We start from the raw sequence: 19,081 nt of genomic DNA on the forward strand, positions 1-19,081 counted from the left end.
AAACGCGAGCCCTTAGTCTTCGCGATCGTGATCCAGTGCATCGTCGGCAACAATCTCGACCTGCCAATCAAGGCCAAGCTTTCCGGCAAGCAACTTCATATCCTTTTCGACCGGAAGCCCGAATAGCGCTTCGTGACTTTTGGCAAGCCGCAAAACCAATTGGTCTTCGTCTGCCCGCAGGCGACTGACTTGCAGCGATCGCCGCGAGCGGGCACCGAGACGCCTTGCAAGCCTGATGGCAAGCCCCCAGCATAATGCTTCTTCCAGAGCGTCCTCGCTCGCCAAGGCGCGCACTTCTTCGGGCAGGTCGAGATGGTTGCCATTTGCTGCAATGGCAGCGGCGAGCATAGCCCGCCCTTCCCCATCAATTGCAATCCAGCGTTTGTGCAATGCCCACTCAATTGCCTGGGGCATGCGAATGTTGGGCTCAATCTGCATCGATGCGAGCGCCAGCATGGTCGCCGCAAGTCGCAGGCGTTCATCGCCTTTGCCTTCACTTGGCGATGCGCGCACCGTCCATCCCGCCATCTGCGCTGCCAGTGTCGCTGGCGCGCCGCGTTGGCTCGCGAAAACCGATACCCCGGCAAGCAGCGGATCTTGCGCTCGGGCCTCGGGTGCCAGACCATTGAAAAGCAATCCTTCGCGCAGGCCCCAGGACGAAAAGACAATCCGCTCCGGGCTCAGCTTTGCCAGCATAGCCTTGAGCAACAAGGCCGCATCGGGAAGCTTTTCGGCCCGCATGCTGGATATGCGGTCGTGCTCTTTCAGCGTGTCTTTGGTTTCTTTGGATAGCGCCTTGATCAGAGCTTTCGCCTCATCGACGGAGCCGCTCAGTCCGTGCGGATCGCTCAATGGATGGCCTTGTAGCAGCATTGCGTAGACGGCCATTGCCCGCCAGGTGCCGCCGACGAGATACAAGGTTTTGCCATCATCCTTGCCATTGCTCGCCTTATCCCAGCCGGCTTTTGCCAAAACCTTTTCAAGACTGGCGACCATTCGATCTGGCTTATTCGCTCGGTAATCAGGCAGGCGCAGCGTTCCAAGCGGCAGCGAGCTTGAATTGGCTGGCACGCCGTCTTTGACACTCGCGAGCTCAAGACTGCCCCCGCCCAGATCAGCGACAATGCCTTCCGCGCCCGGAAAAGCGCCCAGCACGCCGTACGCGCTGATCTCGCCTTCTTCCTCGCCGCTCAGAATACGTGGCTTTAGCCCAAGCTTTTTCAGCTCGGCGACAAACTGTTTGCCATTCGAAGCATCGCGGACCGCAGCAGTTGCGACGGTTTCGATATCCTTGATGCCCAAATCATCAAGGAGCAGCACAAATCGGGAAAGGCCGCGCATTGCTAACTCAACAGCCTCATCAGCCAAGGCGCCAGTGCTCCCAATGTCGCGGCCAAGCTTTGCAGTGACCTTTTCATTGAGAAGCACGGTCGGCGCGCGCATGGTGCCCCCGTAAACAACAAGCCGCACCGTGTTTGATCCGATATCGATGATCGCGCGCTCAGGTAGATGACCTGAAAACGCGCCCTCGCGATCTGCCCGCCGTCTTTTTAAGCTCATCGAAGCCCGATCTAACCCGCGCCGCCTTTACGCAGCGATAGTTTGGGGACTGCCCCCGCTTCCAATGCTCCGCCGCGTCCCGAAAGCGATGGGTTGGTCATGAAGTAGCGGTGGCAATTGAATGGTTTGCCCGATGTTTCGACGCGCGAATAAGTGCCATCGGATCGCAGCCACCAGCTCTGTTCGGTATCGAGCATGTTGGCGAGCAACACTTGCTGCAACACCTGATCGTGCACCGTTCGGTTTTGGATCGGGATCAGCGTTTCAACGCGGCGATCTAGATTGCGGCCCATGAGATCAGCGGATGAAATAAACACCGCTGCAGCGGGGCTCGGCATGGGTTTGCCGTTGGCGAACGCATAGATGCGGCTGTGCTCTAGAAAGCGGCCAATGATGGATTTTACGCGAATGTTTTCGGAAAGGCCGGGAACGCCCGGGCGCAGGCAGCAGATACCGCGGCATACGAGCTCGATTTTCACGCCCGCGTCACTCGCTGCATAAAGCCTGTCGATCATGCCGGAATCGGTGATCTGGTTGGCCTTCATCCATATCGCAGCAGGCTTACCCTGCTGAGCATTTGCGATTTCGGTGTCGATTCGCTCGTAAAGTTCGTTGCGCAGATCAAGCGGCGCAATCGATATGAGTTCCAGCCCATGCGGCTCGACATAACCGGTGACGAAATTCATCATCTTGGCCGCATCGCGCCCGAGTTTTGGGTCAGCGGTGAAGAAGGACAGATCGGTGTAAATCTTGGCCGTGATCGGATGGTAATTGCCCGTGCCAAAGTGGCAGTAAGTGCGGAAACCATCCCCTTCACGGCGGACCACCATCGCGACTTTTGAATGGGTTTTCCAATCGGTGAAGCCATAGATCACCTGAACGCCGGCACGCTCCAGCTTGGTCGCCCATTTAAGGTTTTGTTCCTCATCAAAGCGCGCTTTCAATTCGACAACGGCCGTTACCGAGATGCCGTTTTCCGCCGCTTCGATCAGCGCGTTAATCACCGCCGATTGAGAGCCTGCGCGGTATAGCGTCTGTTTAATCGCCACCACGTCAGGATCATTGGCAGCCTGTCGGATGAAATCGACCACCACTTCGAAACTTTCATAGGGGTGGTGGATGATGATGTCTTTTTCGCGGATGGCGGAAAACAGATCGCCGTCATGTTCGCGAACCCGCTCGGGGTAGCGCGGGGAATAGCTATCGAATTTTAGATCGGGGCGGTCCTCGTTGACGATTTCGGCCAGCCCATCAATGCCGATCATGCCGTCTGTCTTGATCACAGCAGCTTCGTGAACGCCCAATTGCTCGAGCAAAATGTTTTCAGCAACCGGATCGAAATCCTCTTCCAGCTCGAGCTGGATCACCTGTCCTCTGCGGCGGCGTTGGATGGCGCTGCGGAACGTGCGCACGAGATCCTCGGCTTCTTCCTCAATTTCGATATCGCTGTCGCGCAGGACACGGAACAGGCCATCACCCCTGATGGTGAAGCCAGGGAACAGCTTGTGCGCGTATCGCTGGATCAGGCTGGCAATGGAAATGTAGATCGCCTCGCCTGTATCAACCACGTCTTTCGGCACACGTACAAAGCGGGGCAGCGCGCTGGGAATCAGGATCATCTCGATGATTTCCTGATTGTCCGCATCGCGCGTTAGCGTGAACAACAGGCCCATCCCTTCATTATGGACGAAGGGAAAAGGGTGCGCCGGATCGAGCGCTTGCGGCGTGATAACGGGCAAAATTTCCTGAAGGAAAAACGCCTCCAGCCATTCATGCGCTTCCGCCTGCACGCGCTGTTCATCGGCGACAAAGATATCGACCTCTGCCAGACGATCATGCAGATCGCGCCAGATATCCTGCTGCACTTCGGACAATTCGGTCAGCTTTTCCCTGATCGCGCTGAGTTGCTGCGTGGGAGAGCGCCCATCAATCGCAGGTTTATCAATTCCGCGTTGCGCTTGCCCGACTAGGCCTGCGACACGGATCATCATAAACTCATCAAGATTGCTGCCCGATATCGAGAGGAAGCGCAGGCGCTCGAGCAAGGGATATTGCTGGTTGTTGGCTTCGGCCAGCACGCGCTCATTAAAGGAGAGCCAAGATAACTCACGATTGAAGTACATCGCCTCAGGCCCAAGCGCGCCTGCATCGTTCGCGGCGGCATTTGGGCTGTTGGTCAATGCTTGGCTCATCGTCTTCCTGTTTTGCGCAGCTGTCCTCTCATCTCGAATTGAGCGCTGCCGCGCAGAAGTCAAGGAGCGTTCAAATCAGCGCGCGGCTATCTGAAATCTGCGCAATACCTCGCTTACCGTCTGCATCGCGGCCCAATTGCACAATCACGTCGATCACACTCGCGGCATAGGCGATGGTGTCGGATCGGCTCAGGCCAATACCCGTCTGCATCACCATCAACGCCAATTGCTCCAATGCACCGCGCAGGGAATTGGCGTGAATGGTTGAAAAACTGCCCGGATGGCCCGTGTTGATAGCGCGCAGAAATGACACGCTTTCGCTCCCGCGCAATTCGCCCAGAACAATTCTATCAGGCCGCAAACGCAAGGCGGATTGAAGCAGTTCGTTCGCGGTCACCTTCGCCTCACCCAGCTCGCCTTTGACTGCGACCAGTCCGACAGAATTGGCTCCTGGGAATTTGAGTTCGGGCGTGTCTTCAACCATCACGACACGCTCTTGCCGCGGGATTTCGCCGAGCATCGCGTTCAAAAATGTAGTCTTACCCGTGCTCGTCCCGCCGGAGATAAGGATTGTGCGGCGGTTGCGGATGGCCTCGCGCAGATATGCAATCGGCTCCATCTGCGGATCGGGCATCGCAATATCAGCCTCACCGATCAACGGCCCGGTATCATAGGCATCAAGAGGCAGGTCAAGCCTGCGGTGGCGGCGAATGGCCATCACCCAATGCTTTCGTGAGGCTGGCGGACCGCAAAACTGGATGCGCGCGCCATCAGGCAATGTCGCGCCTAATAGGGGATGTTCGCGGTTGATCCCCTGATGACTCACACGCGCGACCTGTTCGGCAAGGCGCTGGACAAGGCGATCATCAATGTCGGGCGTATCGACCCGTTTCATGCCCGGGTCAGAGGCGTCTTCTATCCATAGCTCGCCCGGCTTGTTGACCATAATCTCGGTCACCGTGTCGCGATCAAGCCAGCGCTGGAATGGCGCGAGATAGGCGTCGAGATAGACGCTGCGCTCGCCCGCAATCGGCGCATCGCTCACGTCCTGTTGTGCGCCGTCTTGTGCGTCTATTGCCGTAAGAGGGTGGATATCCGCGGTCATGACTTCAATCGGCGCTGCCGCTCAGTTTGAAACCGTTGAGAAATCGAGATTGCGCGCAGCAAAGACGCGCACTGGTTCGCCCATCTGCACCTTGATGGTGGGCGGGATGTTGCCATCCTGCTGAACTGCCGTGCTTGCCGCATTCTGGCCGCCCGCAACGACAATGCCAGCACCGCCTGATGCAATCGTTCCAGCCGCTCCAATCAGCGAGAGGAGCAGACCCGAGCCGAAGCGGCGGAAGAAATGGTTGTCGACATCGCCAGCAAGACCGGTTGTCCCATCAAAGGCCACGGCGGGAGAAGATATCTGGATGCTTGCACCCTTGGGCGTGATGAGATCGGTCCAGATGACGTAAGCGCGTTTCTGCCCGTTCTGAACGCCGGACTGATATTGCCCAACGAGCCGCGAAGAACGGGGAATGAGAACCTTGGTCCCATCAAAGCTGCGCACATCCTGGCTCACCACAGCGCGGACATAGCCTGGCACATCGGTGTTGATCGCGGTCTCGAGGATCGCAGGGATCAGCGTGCCCTTTGTCACCGTGGTCGCGGGATTGATCTCCTGCGAAGCTTGTGCGGGTCCACCTCCGACGCCGCCGATACGGCTCGCAAATTCTCCAGCTGATCCGCCGGCTGCGCTTGGCGCTGCAGTCGTGGAGGCTGGCGCTGGGGCAGCTTGAACAAGCGGCGCAGTGGGGGAAGCGCCGGTGAAATCAGCGATAAGGTTCGGGCTCGCATAAGGATTGGCCGCCGGGCCAACTGCAGCATTGGGATCGCGCGAATAGACAGGCGCGGGTACTGGCGCGGGGCGCACGGGTGCCTCAACTGGTTCGGGCTTTACCACGACCGGAGCGGTCGCTGGCACGGCGGTCTGAGGAGGTTGCGTCTGGTTTACGCCAGTCGCCTCATTTGCGCCTTGCTGCGCTGCATTCATCGCCCAGAACGTGGTCGCGCCGAGAAGACCGACAATCGCGACGCCCAATGCAGGGCCCCACTTGTCGCCGCCAGCCTTGCGCTCGGTTACCGCAGGAAAAGCGCTCCGACTGGCGAGATCGATGATCTCGGCTGATTCCTGATCGCGCGGATCAACACCTGACCGATCGGCCGTATTGCCGCCATTCTTGGAAGGAAATCGCTTGGCCAGACGCATTACATCTTCTCCATTGCGAGTGGGGATTTCGGGCAAGTGGATTGCACAATCATGATCCGCGCTGCTCCTTGTCTGATGAGCGGGCACTGCGCGAAGATGGCGGGACAAACGCGTTGTTCGTCAGAGTTGCCGTCTCACTTCCTGATCTCAGGATGATCTGCGGCGGCACCTGATCGAGCACGATTGTCTCACCGCGCACTGTGAAATTGACAGGGCCCATGTCGCCATCTTCATTGGTGACGAGGATAGCCGGCACTGCAACTTCGACGGGCCATGTGAGGAACAGCGCCTCGCCATCATCATAAATGCGTGTCGGGAATAGCTCACGTTCGCCTTCGCTTGTCCAATCGAAGTTGAGTTTCGCCGGATCGACCACTGCGTAGGGGTCGCTGGCAGCTGCCAGTTCGAGCGCATTCGCCTCTTCCCTTTTCGCGTCTTCGATTGCGGCTAGACGGGCTTCCTCTTTCGCACGCTCAAGTTCGGGATAGCGGAATTGCATCACGTAAAGCGGGCGATTGCGCGGCGAGGAGACGAGATCGAACAGATATGTCCGCCTGCTTGTCACCACGGTCATGTTGGTGCGCGCAGATGGCGCGAGCGGTTTGACGAACAGGATCGACTGCGCCTTGTTTGGCTGCACTTGCCATGCAGCGCTGTCACCGATGGCGACGTTTTCGATTGTCTCGTCTTCGGCAAACTTGATCGTGGTGGAGACTTTCACCCGGCCATTAATCGTGACCACTTCGGCTTCGTTGTAGACGCGGGTCTGCAAGCGCGGATCATCGGCGGCGGCTGGGGCTGCTATGGACAGATACGACCACGCGAGCGCTGCTATGATGGGGAGTGTGCGTATACGCCGCTTCATTGCGGGGACTCCATTTTGGGCGCGGCTCCACCTGCGGCGCCTTTGTTGGAAATGGGACGGAAACGATTGCCTATCCCGCGCGTGCGCGATGGGCCCGTTGATGTAGGAGAAACCTGACCGCTGCCGCTTGACGTCGCATAAACCTTTGTCTCGCGCGTGGTGCCAGAATTTGAACTGCCCGTATCGTTGGCGGCGATCCCTGTTGCTGGCGCACTTACGTTGATGCGGCGCTGGCCCGAACCGGTCGCAGCCGCCGGGGCAGCGCGCGCCGCACGATCCGGCGCAAGGGTTTGCGCGGCAGGCGGCGTCATACGCGTAGTGTCATAGCTTGCGCGTTCTTCTTTTGAGGGAACAAGGCCAAAGACCTGCCAACCGCTCACCATTCTCGATGCCACGATCAGAGACATCAGCATGAGCGCGCAATGGACAAAGCCAACCACGAAAAAGCCCATCGCAGCCTGCTGATCAATCTCACCGGGAAGCGTCACCAGCGCCGCCAGGATCGGCACCGCCATTTCCAACATGATCGATCCGCCAATCACCGCAAAAATCGGGACAAGTGCGAGCATCACCATGCCTTTGAGCCAGCCTGTGAAAAGCCCGCGTGTGCCGTTGAACAGCGCAAGGACGACGAAAATCGGCCCCACTGCGAGCAACAGCGCCAACCCGATCCGCGCGGTTACCAAGAGGCCAACCGTGCCCAAAAGCAGCATGGTCGCGCCCATCCACATGAGGCCGGGCGGTGTAAAGATATCGAAATCAGTCTGGCCTTGTGAGGCCTCCTGAATGGCCAGGAAAACAACATCCAGCTTGGCCGCAAAAGTCGCGGTGGCAGAGCCTTCCGAACCTGTGAGAACGCCCGCAATTTCGTCCGGACCTTCGACGAAGATGTTGTAAAAGACGCTTGAAAACGCGGCAAAACTGGTCGCGAAAGTCAGAACCAATCCCAAGGTCATCAGCTTGGGCACCAGCGCGCGGACTGATAAATTTGACCGCCCCAGCATCAGGCTGATGCCGAAGAATGCGACGTAGAAAACTAGCAGCAGTGTCAGCGCGAGCGCCATCTGCCCATCAGTGCCGAACAGACGTCCAAATGCCTGCTCGCTCACCTGACTGGCAAGGCAATCCACCGCCGTTAGAGCGGCGGCGACGCCTGTGCCCATTTCTTGAGCGACGAGATCGCAGCTCGTGGCCATTACTCGGCTGCCTGCTGGATCGGCTGCCCGTGCTCATCCAATGCAGCTGAGCCATCAGGCCATGCGGTGTTGGTGAGCGCTGGATACCATTGCGAGGGATCATCCCCCACCGCTTCGCGCAGCAGGTCAAGACGGCGAACCGCAGCCTCGCGACCAGAAAGCACAGTCAGCACTTCGGGCGCGCCGGACAGATCAAGCCGCACCACAACGCTCGCATCGGGTTGACGCACAAGGAAGCAGCGCGAGTGCGCTGGCAGCGTGCGGATCAGCGCGAGCTCGTGTTCGGTAAGGCCAAAACCGTCGCAATAATCCTCTGGCCGTGCGCGGCTGTTGGGCATGAACAGCACGGTCGCGGTCTGCTCCACCAGAGCGGTCGAAATGCGGCTTTCCAGCGCATCGCGCGCCGATTGCGTCGCAAACCCAACCAGTGCGTTGCGCTTCCTGAGCGTTTTGAGCCAATCGCGGATGCGCGCTGCAAACACCTCATCATCAAGCGCTTTCCAACCCTCATCGATAAGAATCATGGTCGGTTGACCATCGAGCCGCTCATCAATGCGGTGGAAGAGATACATCATGACAGGCGTACGAAGACGCGGGTTTTCGAGCAGCGCTGTCATATCGAAACCGAGTACACGGGTTTCGAGATCGAGCAGGTCAGCCTCGTTATCGAACAGCCATGCATGTTCGCCATCATCGCCCGATGGATTGCCGATCCAGGCGCTCAAACGGTCGGCCAGATCGCCGGGCTGCGGACGCCGCGCGCCAGCCAGCAATTCCTTGAAATGCCGCAAACGGCGCAGCCGCGCATCGTTTGAGTACGCCGCATCGACAGCAGCGGAAATAAGGCCCAGTTCCTCCGGCCCATCAGCTTTCAACAGCACGCCCAGCCAATCACGCAGGAACGCCTTGTTTGCCGGCGTATCGGGCAGAGCAAGCGGATTGAATCCGGTCGGCGCTCCGGCGGCGATCTTGTCATACCGGCCGCCAATGCCGCGAATAAATAGCTCTGCCCCGCGATCCTTGTCGAACAGGATCGTGCGCGGTTTGAACTTTTGCGCTTGGGCGGCGAGGAAATTCATGACCACCGTCTTGCCTGAACCGCTCGGCCCGATGACCGAGAAATTGCCGAGATCGCCATGGTGGAAATTGAAGAAGAACGGCGTTGCGCTGGTGGTTTCCAGCAGCGTTACCGCATCACCCCAGTGATTGCCGCTCGCTTGCCCCAAGGCAAAACCGTGGAAGCTGCCAAATCCCGCCATATTGGCCGAGGAAATGAGCGCGCGGCGCACGATGTATTCCTCATTTCCGGGGAATTGCGCCCAGAACGCAGGCTCCAGATTGGTGTCTTCGCGAACAGCAATTGCGCCGGTATCGGCCAAGGCTGCCGAACACGCGGCGCAGGCATCATCAAGCCGGTTGAGCGAGGTTTCGCGCACCAGAACAGTCAGATGATGATCGCCAAATCCAACCGCGCCGTTGCCCAAAGCATCGCGCGCCGCCATCATGTCAGCGCGCTCTGCCGCGGCCTCTTCATCAACAGAACGCGACCGGCGCAGCGCGAGATCAATGCGCTCGCGCGAGGTCGTGCGCTCATTGGGCGCGTAGCTTTCCGTGACGATCATCTCGAAAGGCAGGCGCAAAAGTGGATCGAGCAGGCCGGGTGATGTCGCTTCGGGATAGTCTTTAAGGCCCAGAATGGCCGAGAAATCAGGATCGGCCGAGCCGCGCAGTTCCATCGCATCAAGACCAAAGCTTGCGCGGCGATAGGGAAGCATGTGGCCAATGTCGGTGTCTTCATGCGGGCGGCGCACCGGGCGCATTTCGCCGTTGTAAAGCGCCGACAAAAGCTCCAGCATTTCAGAATTGGTGCCGCCGCCATGTGCTGCGTAATCGGACAGAACCGTTGCGCCATAGGCAGACAAGGACGCCGTCAATCCGGTGATTGCGGCTTTAAGGCTGCGAATGTCTCTTGGGTCAGGTTCAAGGCTTTCATTGCCCCTGCGCGAGAAGAATTTGCCGATCCGTTCTGGAAGGCCCGTTTTCCCGCGCGCAGGACGGCGGATGAGCGTTACGAATTGATCGTTGATGAAGAGCGAGCCGCCCGCCAGCCGTTCTTTCCAGCGTGCATCAATATGGCGCGAGAGCGGATCGTCGAACTCTGCATCGAGCTCAACTTCAACTCTGCGGCGGATGACGTGGTGATACAGGACAAAGCGCGCGTCCAAGGTTGAACGCAGCATCACTTCGCGCGTTGCGGCGTGGGCATTCAATGCGTCTGAATCTTCGGTTTCGAACAGCAGGCCGGGCACCTGAAGAGAGCTCATGACGGAGCCATCGCGCAAGAGCACCGTGCTCTCATCGATCAGCCGCTCATAAGGCAGACGCTCCCCCACGCGCGCTTCTTTCGCGCTCCAGGAAGCAGGTCCGATCCATTTCACCATATCTGGCCCTCCTTACGAGGCCAACAGGACAAGATTAGGGCGCATACGAATTGCAGCCCCAGCGCTTGAAATTGCGAACGCGCGGGCACTTCGAAACCTTCGTGATCCAGAGGTCAAAAATGCGCGGCTCTCTTAACGATGCGAAATAGCCGATTGTGTGCGTGACAATGGGCACAAACAGAAAAACGATGAACATCACGCCGTTCTGGATCAGCAGATCTTTGAGGATCAAAAACGCGATCGTCGTCACCATCAGATTGATAACGAAAAAGTTCATCGTCACGCCTGCAAACATTTGCGGGCGGGTCAGTGCGCGGTGCACGGGATGACGGGTCAGATCGCTCATTGCATGATCTCTAGCAAACTATGGTTAACCAACACCTGATTGGATGCCTGCGACGATGGTTGTCGCGCCAAACAGGATGAAAACGCCGATGATGACAGTGGCGCCGAAACGCCAGTTCATCCGGCCAGTGAGCATCATGAAGCCGATCGCGGCGACCGCCATGACGGCGATTGTCGTGGCGACGGTTCCCAGCAATGTGCCCTGCAGCCAGAGCAATGCGGAGTTGATGGGGCCGGAACCCGCAGGATCAGCGCCCTGATTGGCGGCTTGCGCAAATGCGGCAGACGGCATGGCCAGCACTGTGAGATAAGCTGCCAAACGGTTTGTAAGACGAGAAACGATATTCATTGTGTGGTCTGGTATCCTGATAATCTAAGCGAGGGATTGCTGCGTCTTGTTAGGGCGCGGCCTCTCGCGAATGGCTGGCAAGGCGGCCCATGATGGCTGCCACATAGTGTCGGGTTTCACGAATATTGGGAACACCCTTGGCCCGGATAACGCGGCCCGGTCCTGCATTGTAGGCGGCAAGCGCATGTTCGAGATTGCCGTCAAACCGGTTCAATTGCTCGCGCAGATATCGCGCGCCGCCTTCGAGGTTTTGCATCGGGTCATCGGGATTGACGCCGAGGTATTTGGCGGTGCCGGGCATCAACTGGGCAAGCCCGCGCGCGCCTGCATGGCTGACAGCGTTTTCGCGCCAGCGGCTCTCTTGCCATACCAGCGCTTCGATGAGGCTCGGGCTGAGATCGTATCTTTGCGCAAGCTCCTGAACCTTGCCGGCATAGCGCGCAGGAACGCCCGCGGCATGAGAAGCTGTGTTTGAAACCGCATTGTATGGCACGGGAAGAGCCTCGCCTATGGCGGGGTCAGATGCAGCGGCCAGCGAGGCACGGGCATCGACCTGTTGCTGCGTCGGTACCGGGGAAAGCGAACTGCCGCCTGCGACCCAGCGTGCACCGCCACTATCAAGCTCCATCACATCGGCATGCGCAGGCGCGCACGCCAAAGCCGAGGCGGCTGCGACAATCCAGCAATGATAGGTGCGCACGATACGCATGAATTGGACCCTCCGGACCACTCCCCTTGTCTAGCCAAAATGACAAAGGAGTGACAGCCTTTATGGCCTAGAGGTAAATTCTTAACCAAGATGCCTTTGCGCAACGTCCTATCGCAATAATCAGGCGTCTAGTCCGGGAATGCAGCGCCGCGCCGGATCAAAGAGGGCCGAATCAAAAAGAGAGGCCTCGCAGCCTCTCTCCTTGGAAATTGTAATTTCGGATGCTTGCGCGTTACTTCAACGTGCCAGCGCGAAACTCCCCGCGAGAGAGCATGGAAAGCGCCTTGCGAGCAAGGTGACGTGAACTCATCGCGTCACCATCAGCGGTCTCAAGGTCGATCACCGTGCGGCTGTCCATGGCGGCTTTAAAGAGATTGCGCGCTTTCAGATCATCGCCGCGATGCGCATACGCCACACCCAGGTTAATCAGCACAGCGGGATCGTCCGAGTGCTTTGCCCGCGCACGTTCCAATGCTGCGATAGCTTCGTCGCTGCGGCCGCTTTGCAAAGCTTCCGATGCGATGTCAGCGGGTTGGCCCTGCACGTCACTTGATTGAGCAACCGCCGGATCCGTGGCCGCCTGTGTGGCGAGCAATACGGCCATCAACGATGTCAACATAATCCAATCTCCTTCTGGATCCTGAATGTGACAAGTATTTCACAACAATGCAACAAAAATGTCATATATACGTATTTATGTCATTTTATATAGCAAGCAATTATAAAAATTGGATTTTCTGAGGGCACCCGAGCGATCCACCTAGCAGCAAAGGGGATTTCCACACGCAAACTGTCATCTTTTAGTCATATGACAATTGCGTCTTATATTTCTGACTTCAGCAAAAATTCTGTCACTTACCGTCCCTAGCGGAGCCCGTGAGGCGCATGTCGCGCACGTGATTCTTCGGAGTTCAAGGGGACCGTTTGCAATGAGTAAATTACATCGCACTTTTGTTTTGGGTTGCAGCATTATTGCTCTTGCCGGCTGCGGCGCTGATGAAATCGTGTCGCCTGGTACGGGCGGCGACATCATTATCAACCCAGGCGGCGGCGGTGGCGGCGGTGGCGGCGGCGGCGGTGGCGGCGGCGGCGGTGGTGGTGGCGGCGGCGCCACTGTCACTCCGGCTTCTGGGTGCCCGACCATCAATACCCCAGGTGGATTGACTGATGACGGAACAATTTCTGGTCCCACTGGTGAATACAGGGTCTGCACTTTGCCCACGACCTTCACGGTGGATGACACTCTGCCGTTCGTCGATGGCCTCCTTTATCAGATCCAAAACCGGGTTAACGTCGGAACCGACCAGGGCTTTAGCAGCACTGGTACCGATGTGACGCTCACGGTTGAGCCAGGTGTGATCTTCTTCGCGCAGGCGGAAAGTTTCTTCGTGGTCAATCGCGGAAACGCAATTGAAGCGGACGGCACTGAGACTGATCCAATTATCTGGACCAGCCGCGACAACGTTCTTGGCCTAAGCAATGACAACAGCCAGGCACAATGGGGCGGCGTGGTTCTCCTTGGCCGTGCGCGCGTTTCGGATTGTTCAACGCAAGTGTTCAACACGACGCCAGGCGACTTCACAACCAACCCGACCTGCGAACAGCAGCTTGAAGGCACGGTAGTCGCAACACCTTTTGGCGGCGCCGATGATGGAGATAGCTCAGGTTCCTTCACATATAACCAGATCCGCTATTCAGGCTTTGAGCTGCAGCAGGCCAATGAGCTGCAATCACTGACGACTGGCGGCGTTGGCAGCGGGACGACAATCAACCACGTCTTCTCGTTCAACAGCTCTGACGATGGCCTTGAATTCTTTGGCGGACAATTCGACGCGAATAACATTGCGGTTGTTGGCGCCTCGGACGACTCGCTCGACGTCGATACTGGCGCACGCGTCAATCTCGAAACCGTCGTCGTGGCTCAGCGCGCAAGCACGGGTGACAGCCTTATCGAACTCGATTCGCCTGATGATCTGGCAGAAGGCACGCCAGGGAATGCGCAACCACAAACCGAATTCCAGGTGAACAACTTCACTTTCGTGCAGCGTTCCTCGGCTTCATCGCAGATCGTACGCGCTCGCGGCGGTGCGGCAATCGGCCTTACCAATGGCGTGCTCGATGCCGATGATGCGGGTTCAGGCCTGTGTTTCCGCGTTGATGAGCAGCCAACGCAGGACGCGATTATCGGTCTCAACTCGCTCGTTGGCGATTGCGACGGGACGCGCCCGGTTCGCGGTGCCAACAACGATGCCGCCTCTGATGCGGCTCTTGCCGCGCTCTTCGATGGCAACAGCGATCTCGCTTTCACTCTCACACTGACGAATGTGTTCGTGAATGGAGCGAATGAGAACGGCGTTGCCGTCTTCGACGCAACAGCGCGCTCTTCGTTCTTCAGCACGGCGACATCGATCGGTGCGGTTGAAGCGGACCTGTCAACCGACTTTGGCGACTGGACCTGCAACTCATCGATTGTCGATTTCGGCAGCGCTTCGGGGGCATGTACCTCGCTTCCCGTAAGCTGATCGTACCTTTCTAACCTAGCGAGGGGGGTGCGATAACAACGCGCCTCCCTCTTTGCATGATGGGCCAAGTCGAAGGCCCACCCTTTTACAAGACCAATTCATGAGGGGGTCTAGTTCTATGTCGACCGGCAAGCGTCTCGCAGGGCTGCTGCTAATTACCACATCGCTCACATTTCCGAGCGTTGTCTCCGCGCAAGATACGAACACCACGGTTGCTCAAGAAGAGACCTCTGGCGACGATAACGAATTCGATGACACTCAGGATGCTGAACAGCCTGATGTCTCCGTTCCGGGCGGCGGTATCATTGTCACCGGGCGGCGGATTCGCGATCCAGAGCGTTCATCCACGCAGGTTCTAACGGTCCTTTCCGAAGACGACATCGCGCGGACTGGCGAAAGCGATATTGCAGGCGCGCTTGGCCGCGTCACCGGTCTTTCTGTTGTTGGTGATGGCCGCGTGTTTGTGCGCGGTTTGGGCGATCGCTATTCGCTCGCGCTGCTCAACGGCCTGCCCCTGCCCAGCCCTGAACCTCTCAGCCGTGTTGTTCCGCTTGATATCTTTCCAACGAACGTGGTGGCCTCCTCGCTCGTCCAGAAGACATATTCAGCCAACTACCCCGGCGAATTCGGCGGCGGCGTCATCAACCTCACGACCAAAGCTGTACCGGTCGAAGATTTCCTATCGATCAGCGTCAGCGCGAGCGGCGACACCGAAACCACATTCCAAAACGGCCTCACCTATTTCGGTTCGGATTGGGATTCTTTCGGTTTCGACAATGGCAACCGCGATATACCGTCAAATCTGCAAGCCTTTCTCGATAGTGGAGAGCGGATTGGCAATGTCGACATTGCGACTTCTGAAGGCATTGCGGGGCAGTTGTTTCCCACCAACCTCGTGACCCTGCAGCGCGTAAGCGATCAGCGCCCCAATTTCTCCGGCTCGATCACCGGGGGCACATCGATTGAGCTGGGCGATGATACCTATCTCGGTATACTCGCCACCGCCTCGATTAAAAACAGCCTGCGCAATCGCAGCGTGCTGTCGCAAAGCGGCAGCAGCGACCTTTCTGAAGTGTTCGATACCAGCACCACGTTCATCACCGATGAAAACGTACTCGTAAACGCGCTGCTAGGCCTCGGCCTCGATTTTGGTCCGCACACGGTTCGCTGGACCAATCTTTATATTCGCGACACATTGAAAACCGCGCGGCTTGAAGAAGCGTTTGACCCCTTCCCCGGTCTCAATGGCTTTGACTTCATCAACCAACAGACTGCTTGGTTCGAACGCCAATTGATCGATACGCAGCTTGTGACAGAGCTCGACTTTGACACGTTCGAAGTTGACCTGCGCGCAGGCTATGCTCGCACCGATCGCGAGGCGCCGTTCAACACGACATTCAGCTATACCCGCACCAACATCCCTTCGAGCCCATTTGGCGATGAATTTGTTGCGTATTTCAACCAGCTGTCTGACGCAGGCATCTCGACCGTCGCTTTCGATGATCTCAAAGAAGAGAACTATTTTGCGAGCGCTGACGTCTCCTACGCTCTTACCGACACGTTCGAAATTACGGTCGGCGGGGCGTACACCGACACGGATCGTCGTTCATCGAGCCGCGAGTTTAGGCCGTTCATCGCTCCGGATCCCAGCAACCCCGATCTTGCACCGCTAGATGAAAACGTGGCGGTTGCACTGGGCCTTCGCCAGCCAGGCAACATCATCAATGGCGCTACGCTTGCCGGGTTCAATGTCACTTTGACAGAGGCAAACCCGTTCCCGGTCTTCGATGCCGCGCTTGAGATTTATGCAGGCTACGGCCTGTTCCGCTGGGTGCCGACCGACACTCTCACCATCGAAGCGGGCGTGCGGTACGAAGATGCGACCCAAACGGTCGATCTCGACCAAACCGTCTTTACCACCCCGATTGCGGGTGCAACCGCGACCGATCTTGGCAACGATTACTTCCTTCCCGGCGGCACGATCACGTATTCGCCGATGGATGAGCTGCAATTGCGCCTTTCCGCATCGCAAACGATCGCCCGCCCGCAATTCCGTGAGCTGGTGGAGCAGACTTACTTCGATCCCGATTCCAACCGCCGTTTCCGCGGTAACCCGTTCCTCAATGACAGCGAACTGATCAACGTCGAAGGGCGCGCTGAATACTATATCGACGGCGCCAATCGGATCAGCCTTGCAGGCTTCTACAAGGAAATCGACAACCCGATTGAAAACACGCTCGTGTCTGCTTCGGGCCAGATCCTCACCAGCTTTGCCAACGCTCCTGCTGCTGAACTTTACGGCGCTGAAGTCGACTTTGTGTACGGCATTGATCTTTACGGTCTTGGCGGCTCGTTCTTTGAAACGAAGCAAATTCTGCTGCTTGCCAACTACACCTACACCCAATCCGAGCTGTCTGTGGGACCTGGCGATATCGCGCCTGTTCCCGGCAATGAAGGCCAAGCTGCCGATCAGCTGTTCGACAATGGCGCGCCGCTTGTTGGCCAGTCAGACCATGTCGCGAACGTCTCGATCGGACTTGAAGACACCGAGAAGACCCAGCAATTCACCTTCCTCGTCAATTATGCGAGCGAGCGTGTGACCCTTCGCGGCGGCGCTTTGCCTGATGTTGTCGAAGATCCTGGCATTACTCTCGATTTCGTGGCGCGTTCCGAGCTCAGCTTTATCGGCCTGCCGATGGAGCTGTCTTTCGAGGTTCGCAACATCACCGGCCGCGACAATTTCGAGTTTCAGGAGCTGAATGGCAACCGCGTTGAGATCAACACGTTCGACGTAGGCACCTCTTTCTCCATCGGCCTCAAAGCTGATTTCTGATCTGGGAAGCGTGCGCGAAATCAATCGCGCACGCTCACCTGATCCATGCCGGGCAGCCCCATCGCCATGCCTGTCGGGAATTTGGCGCGATAGGGCGCTTTCAACGGTTCGATTTCTTCAGCTGAAAGCTCGATATCGAGCGCCGCCACAGCTGCTTCCAAGTGGTGCGGTTTGCTGGCGCCGATAATGGGCGCAGCAACGCTCGGCTTGGTGAAATGCCAAGCCAGAGCAAGGCTCGCCATCGCATCGCCGCGTTCCTTTGACAGCGCCTCAAGTGCATTGATGACAGCGTTATCCGCTTCATCTTCGGGGTAGATCACTTTGCCAAAACCATCGGTTTTGCTGCGCACCGTCTCCTCACCCAAAGGCCGGGCCAGCCGTCCACGCGCAAGCGGGCTCCACGGGATCACCCCGACATTCTGGTCTTCGCACAGCGGCAGCATTTCGCGCTCTTCCTCGCGATAGAGAAGGTTCAGCTGGTTCTGCATCGATATGAAGCGCGTCCACCCATTCGCGCGCGCCGCTTCCTGCGCTTTGGCAAATTGCCACGCATACATGGAGGACGCCCCGATATAGCGCGCCTTGCCTGCCTTCACGATGTCGTGGAGCGCCTCCATTGTCTCTTCAATCGGCGTCTCATCATCCCAGCGGTGGATCTGGAACAGATCGACATATTCCATGCCTAGGCGAGTGAGGCTGTCATCAATCGCCTGCATCAATGATTTGCGCGAGAGCCCGCCAGTGTTGGGCGCATTGCGCCATGGGATATAGGCTTTGGTCGCCACCACGATCTCATCGCGCCGGGCCATTTCGGACAGCAGCTTGCCCGTAATCTCTTCCGATGTTCCTCCCGCATAACCATTGGCCGTGTCGAAGAAATTGATCCCCGCTTCCAGGGCGGCGCGGAAGAACGGGCGGCTCTCATCCTCATCCAGCAACCAATCACCATGCCAGCCCTTGGTCTTGTCGCCATAGGTCATGCAGCCAAGACACAGGCGTGAGACGGAAAGTCCGGAATTTCCAAGGCGAGTAAATTGCACTGTGTTCTCCTATGAAAGCGTCAGCCCGCCATCGACCACCAGTGTCTGCCCGGTCATGTAAGCGGCAAGCGGTGAGGCAAGGAATAGCGCCGCGCCTGCCATATCTTCAGGCGTGCCGACCCGGCGAAGCGGGATGGAGCGCAAGGTCGCCTCCAGCCGTTCGGGATGCTCGGTGGTGATGGTTGTCAGCTTGGTCGGGACCAGCCCGGGCGCGATCCCATTGACGCGAATGCCGTCCCTCGCCCACGCTTCGCCCAATGTCTTCACAAGGCTCGCCGCGCCCGCTTTCGAGGCGGCATAGGCGGGATTGCCCATGGTCGATTGAAACGCGGCGACGGACGAAACGACGATCATCGTCCCGTCCCTTTCAGCGAGCGCTGCGTGAAACGCCCGAGCCACATCCATCACCGAATTGAGATTCACATCGACGACATCATCCCATCCTTCGCGGGCGAATTCCTTGCGGCCATAGCGCACCGTGCCTTGGCACTGGATAATGACATCGGGTTGGGGCACCGCGCCAGCCAAAGCATCGGCAGCCTCGCGGTCGGTCACATCAAGCCGGTGATAGGTGAGCCCGGTAAAGTCGCTATCCTCAGCTTCGAGATAGTCGCCACTATCGGGCCGCGTGCCAGTGACGATTACCTCGGCCCCGCGAGAGCGAAACCCCTGCGCAATGCCATTACCAATCCCGCCCGACCCGCCAATGACGAGAACACGCTTACCGCTGAAATCGAGGGGGTTGGTAATGCTCGCTCTCCCTTTGCAGCAACAA

Annotated in this window: 15 protein-coding genes; 2 read left to right on the forward strand and 13 right to left on the reverse strand. The window is 58.0% G+C overall.

Annotated elements, in window-relative coordinates; all coding sequences use genetic code 11:
* Positions 1–12 precede the first annotated feature (12 nt).
* The 11 genes from AUC45_RS05885 to AUC45_RS05935 all read right to left on the reverse strand — a co-directional run bounded on the left by AUC45_RS05885 (position 13) and on the right by AUC45_RS05935 (position 12,530).
* Positions 13–1,560 (reverse strand): Ppx/GppA family phosphatase, encoded by a 1,548-nt coding sequence (locus tag AUC45_RS05885; RefSeq protein WP_067599750.1) that lies wholly within the window; start codon positions 1,558–1,560, stop codon positions 13–15.
* An 11-nt stretch (positions 1,561–1,571) separates the two neighbouring features.
* Positions 1,572–3,752: an RNA degradosome polyphosphate kinase gene (locus AUC45_RS05890; protein ID WP_067599752.1), complete on the reverse strand. Its 2,181-nt coding sequence runs from the start codon at positions 3,750–3,752 to the stop codon at positions 1,572–1,574.
* Between the two features lie 70 nt (positions 3,753–3,822).
* On the reverse strand, positions 3,823–4,857 hold the full coding sequence (virB11, locus tag AUC45_RS05895; RefSeq protein ID WP_082700992.1) for a P-type DNA transfer ATPase VirB11: 1,035 nt from the start codon (positions 4,855–4,857) through the stop codon (positions 3,823–3,825).
* 21 nt (positions 4,858–4,878) lie between these two features.
* A complete protein-coding gene (locus AUC45_RS05900; protein ID WP_067599761.1) occupies positions 4,879–6,006 on the reverse strand; it encodes a TrbI/VirB10 family protein in 1,128 nt (375 codons plus the stop codon).
* Positions 6,007–6,055: 49 nt separating this feature from the next.
* Positions 6,056–6,871, reverse strand: coding sequence for a TrbG/VirB9 family P-type conjugative transfer protein (locus AUC45_RS05905; RefSeq protein ID WP_082700993.1), 816 nt, complete (start codon positions 6,869–6,871; stop codon positions 6,056–6,058).
* A complete protein-coding gene (locus AUC45_RS05910; protein ID WP_067599765.1) occupies positions 6,868–8,067 on the reverse strand; it encodes a type IV secretion system protein in 1,200 nt (399 codons plus the stop codon). The genes AUC45_RS05905 and AUC45_RS05910 overlap by 4 nt, the downstream gene beginning before the upstream one ends.
* A complete protein-coding gene (locus tag AUC45_RS05915; protein ID WP_067599768.1) occupies positions 8,067–10,508 on the reverse strand; it encodes a VirB4 family type IV secretion/conjugal transfer ATPase in 2,442 nt (813 codons plus the stop codon). Before AUC45_RS05915 ends, AUC45_RS05910 begins: the two co-directional genes overlap by 1 nt.
* A 34-nt stretch (positions 10,509–10,542) precedes the next feature.
* Entirely contained in the window at positions 10,543–10,854 is a 312-nt protein-coding gene (locus AUC45_RS05920) for a type IV secretion system protein VirB3 (protein WP_067599771.1), read from the reverse strand.
* A gap of 24 nt (positions 10,855–10,878) precedes the next feature.
* Positions 10,879–11,202: a TrbC/VirB2 family protein gene (locus tag AUC45_RS05925; RefSeq protein WP_067599775.1), complete on the reverse strand. Its 324-nt coding sequence runs from the start codon at positions 11,200–11,202 to the stop codon at positions 10,879–10,881.
* A 49-nt stretch (positions 11,203–11,251) separates the two neighbouring features.
* Positions 11,252–11,911 (reverse strand): lytic transglycosylase domain-containing protein, encoded by a 660-nt coding sequence (locus tag AUC45_RS05930; protein ID WP_067599778.1) that lies wholly within the window; start codon positions 11,909–11,911, stop codon positions 11,252–11,254.
* 232 nt (positions 11,912–12,143) lie between these two features.
* On the reverse strand, positions 12,144–12,530 hold the full coding sequence (locus AUC45_RS05935) for a tetratricopeptide repeat protein (RefSeq protein WP_067599780.1): 387 nt from the start codon (positions 12,528–12,530) through the stop codon (positions 12,144–12,146).
* Positions 12,531–12,840: 310 nt separating this feature from the next.
* Here AUC45_RS05935 and AUC45_RS05940 point away from each other — a divergent pair, with 310 nt between their 5' ends.
* Together AUC45_RS05940 and AUC45_RS05945 are read left to right on the forward strand one after the other, a co-directional pair.
* Positions 12,841–14,433: a hypothetical protein gene (locus tag AUC45_RS05940; protein ID WP_067599783.1), complete on the forward strand. Its 1,593-nt coding sequence runs from the start codon at positions 12,841–12,843 to the stop codon at positions 14,431–14,433.
* A gap of 118 nt (positions 14,434–14,551) precedes the next feature.
* Entirely contained in the window at positions 14,552–17,266 is a 2,715-nt protein-coding gene (locus AUC45_RS05945) for a TonB-dependent receptor domain-containing protein (RefSeq protein ID WP_067599786.1), read from the forward strand.
* Positions 17,267–17,286: 20 nt separating this feature from the next.
* Here the strand turns inward: AUC45_RS05945 and AUC45_RS05950 are convergent, their stop codons facing one another.
* On the reverse strand, positions 17,287–18,306 hold the full coding sequence (locus AUC45_RS05950) for an aldo/keto reductase (RefSeq protein ID WP_067599789.1): 1,020 nt from the start codon (positions 18,304–18,306) through the stop codon (positions 17,287–17,289).
* A gap of 9 nt (positions 18,307–18,315) precedes the next feature.
* A complete protein-coding gene (locus AUC45_RS05955) occupies positions 18,316–19,056 on the reverse strand; it encodes an SDR family NAD(P)-dependent oxidoreductase (protein WP_067599792.1) in 741 nt (246 codons plus the stop codon).
* Positions 19,057–19,081 lie beyond the last annotated feature (25 nt).

The organism is Erythrobacter sp. YT30 (genome assembly GCF_001542875.1).
In the GTDB taxonomy this organism is placed as follows: Bacteria; Pseudomonadota; Alphaproteobacteria; order Sphingomonadales; family Sphingomonadaceae; genus Erythrobacter.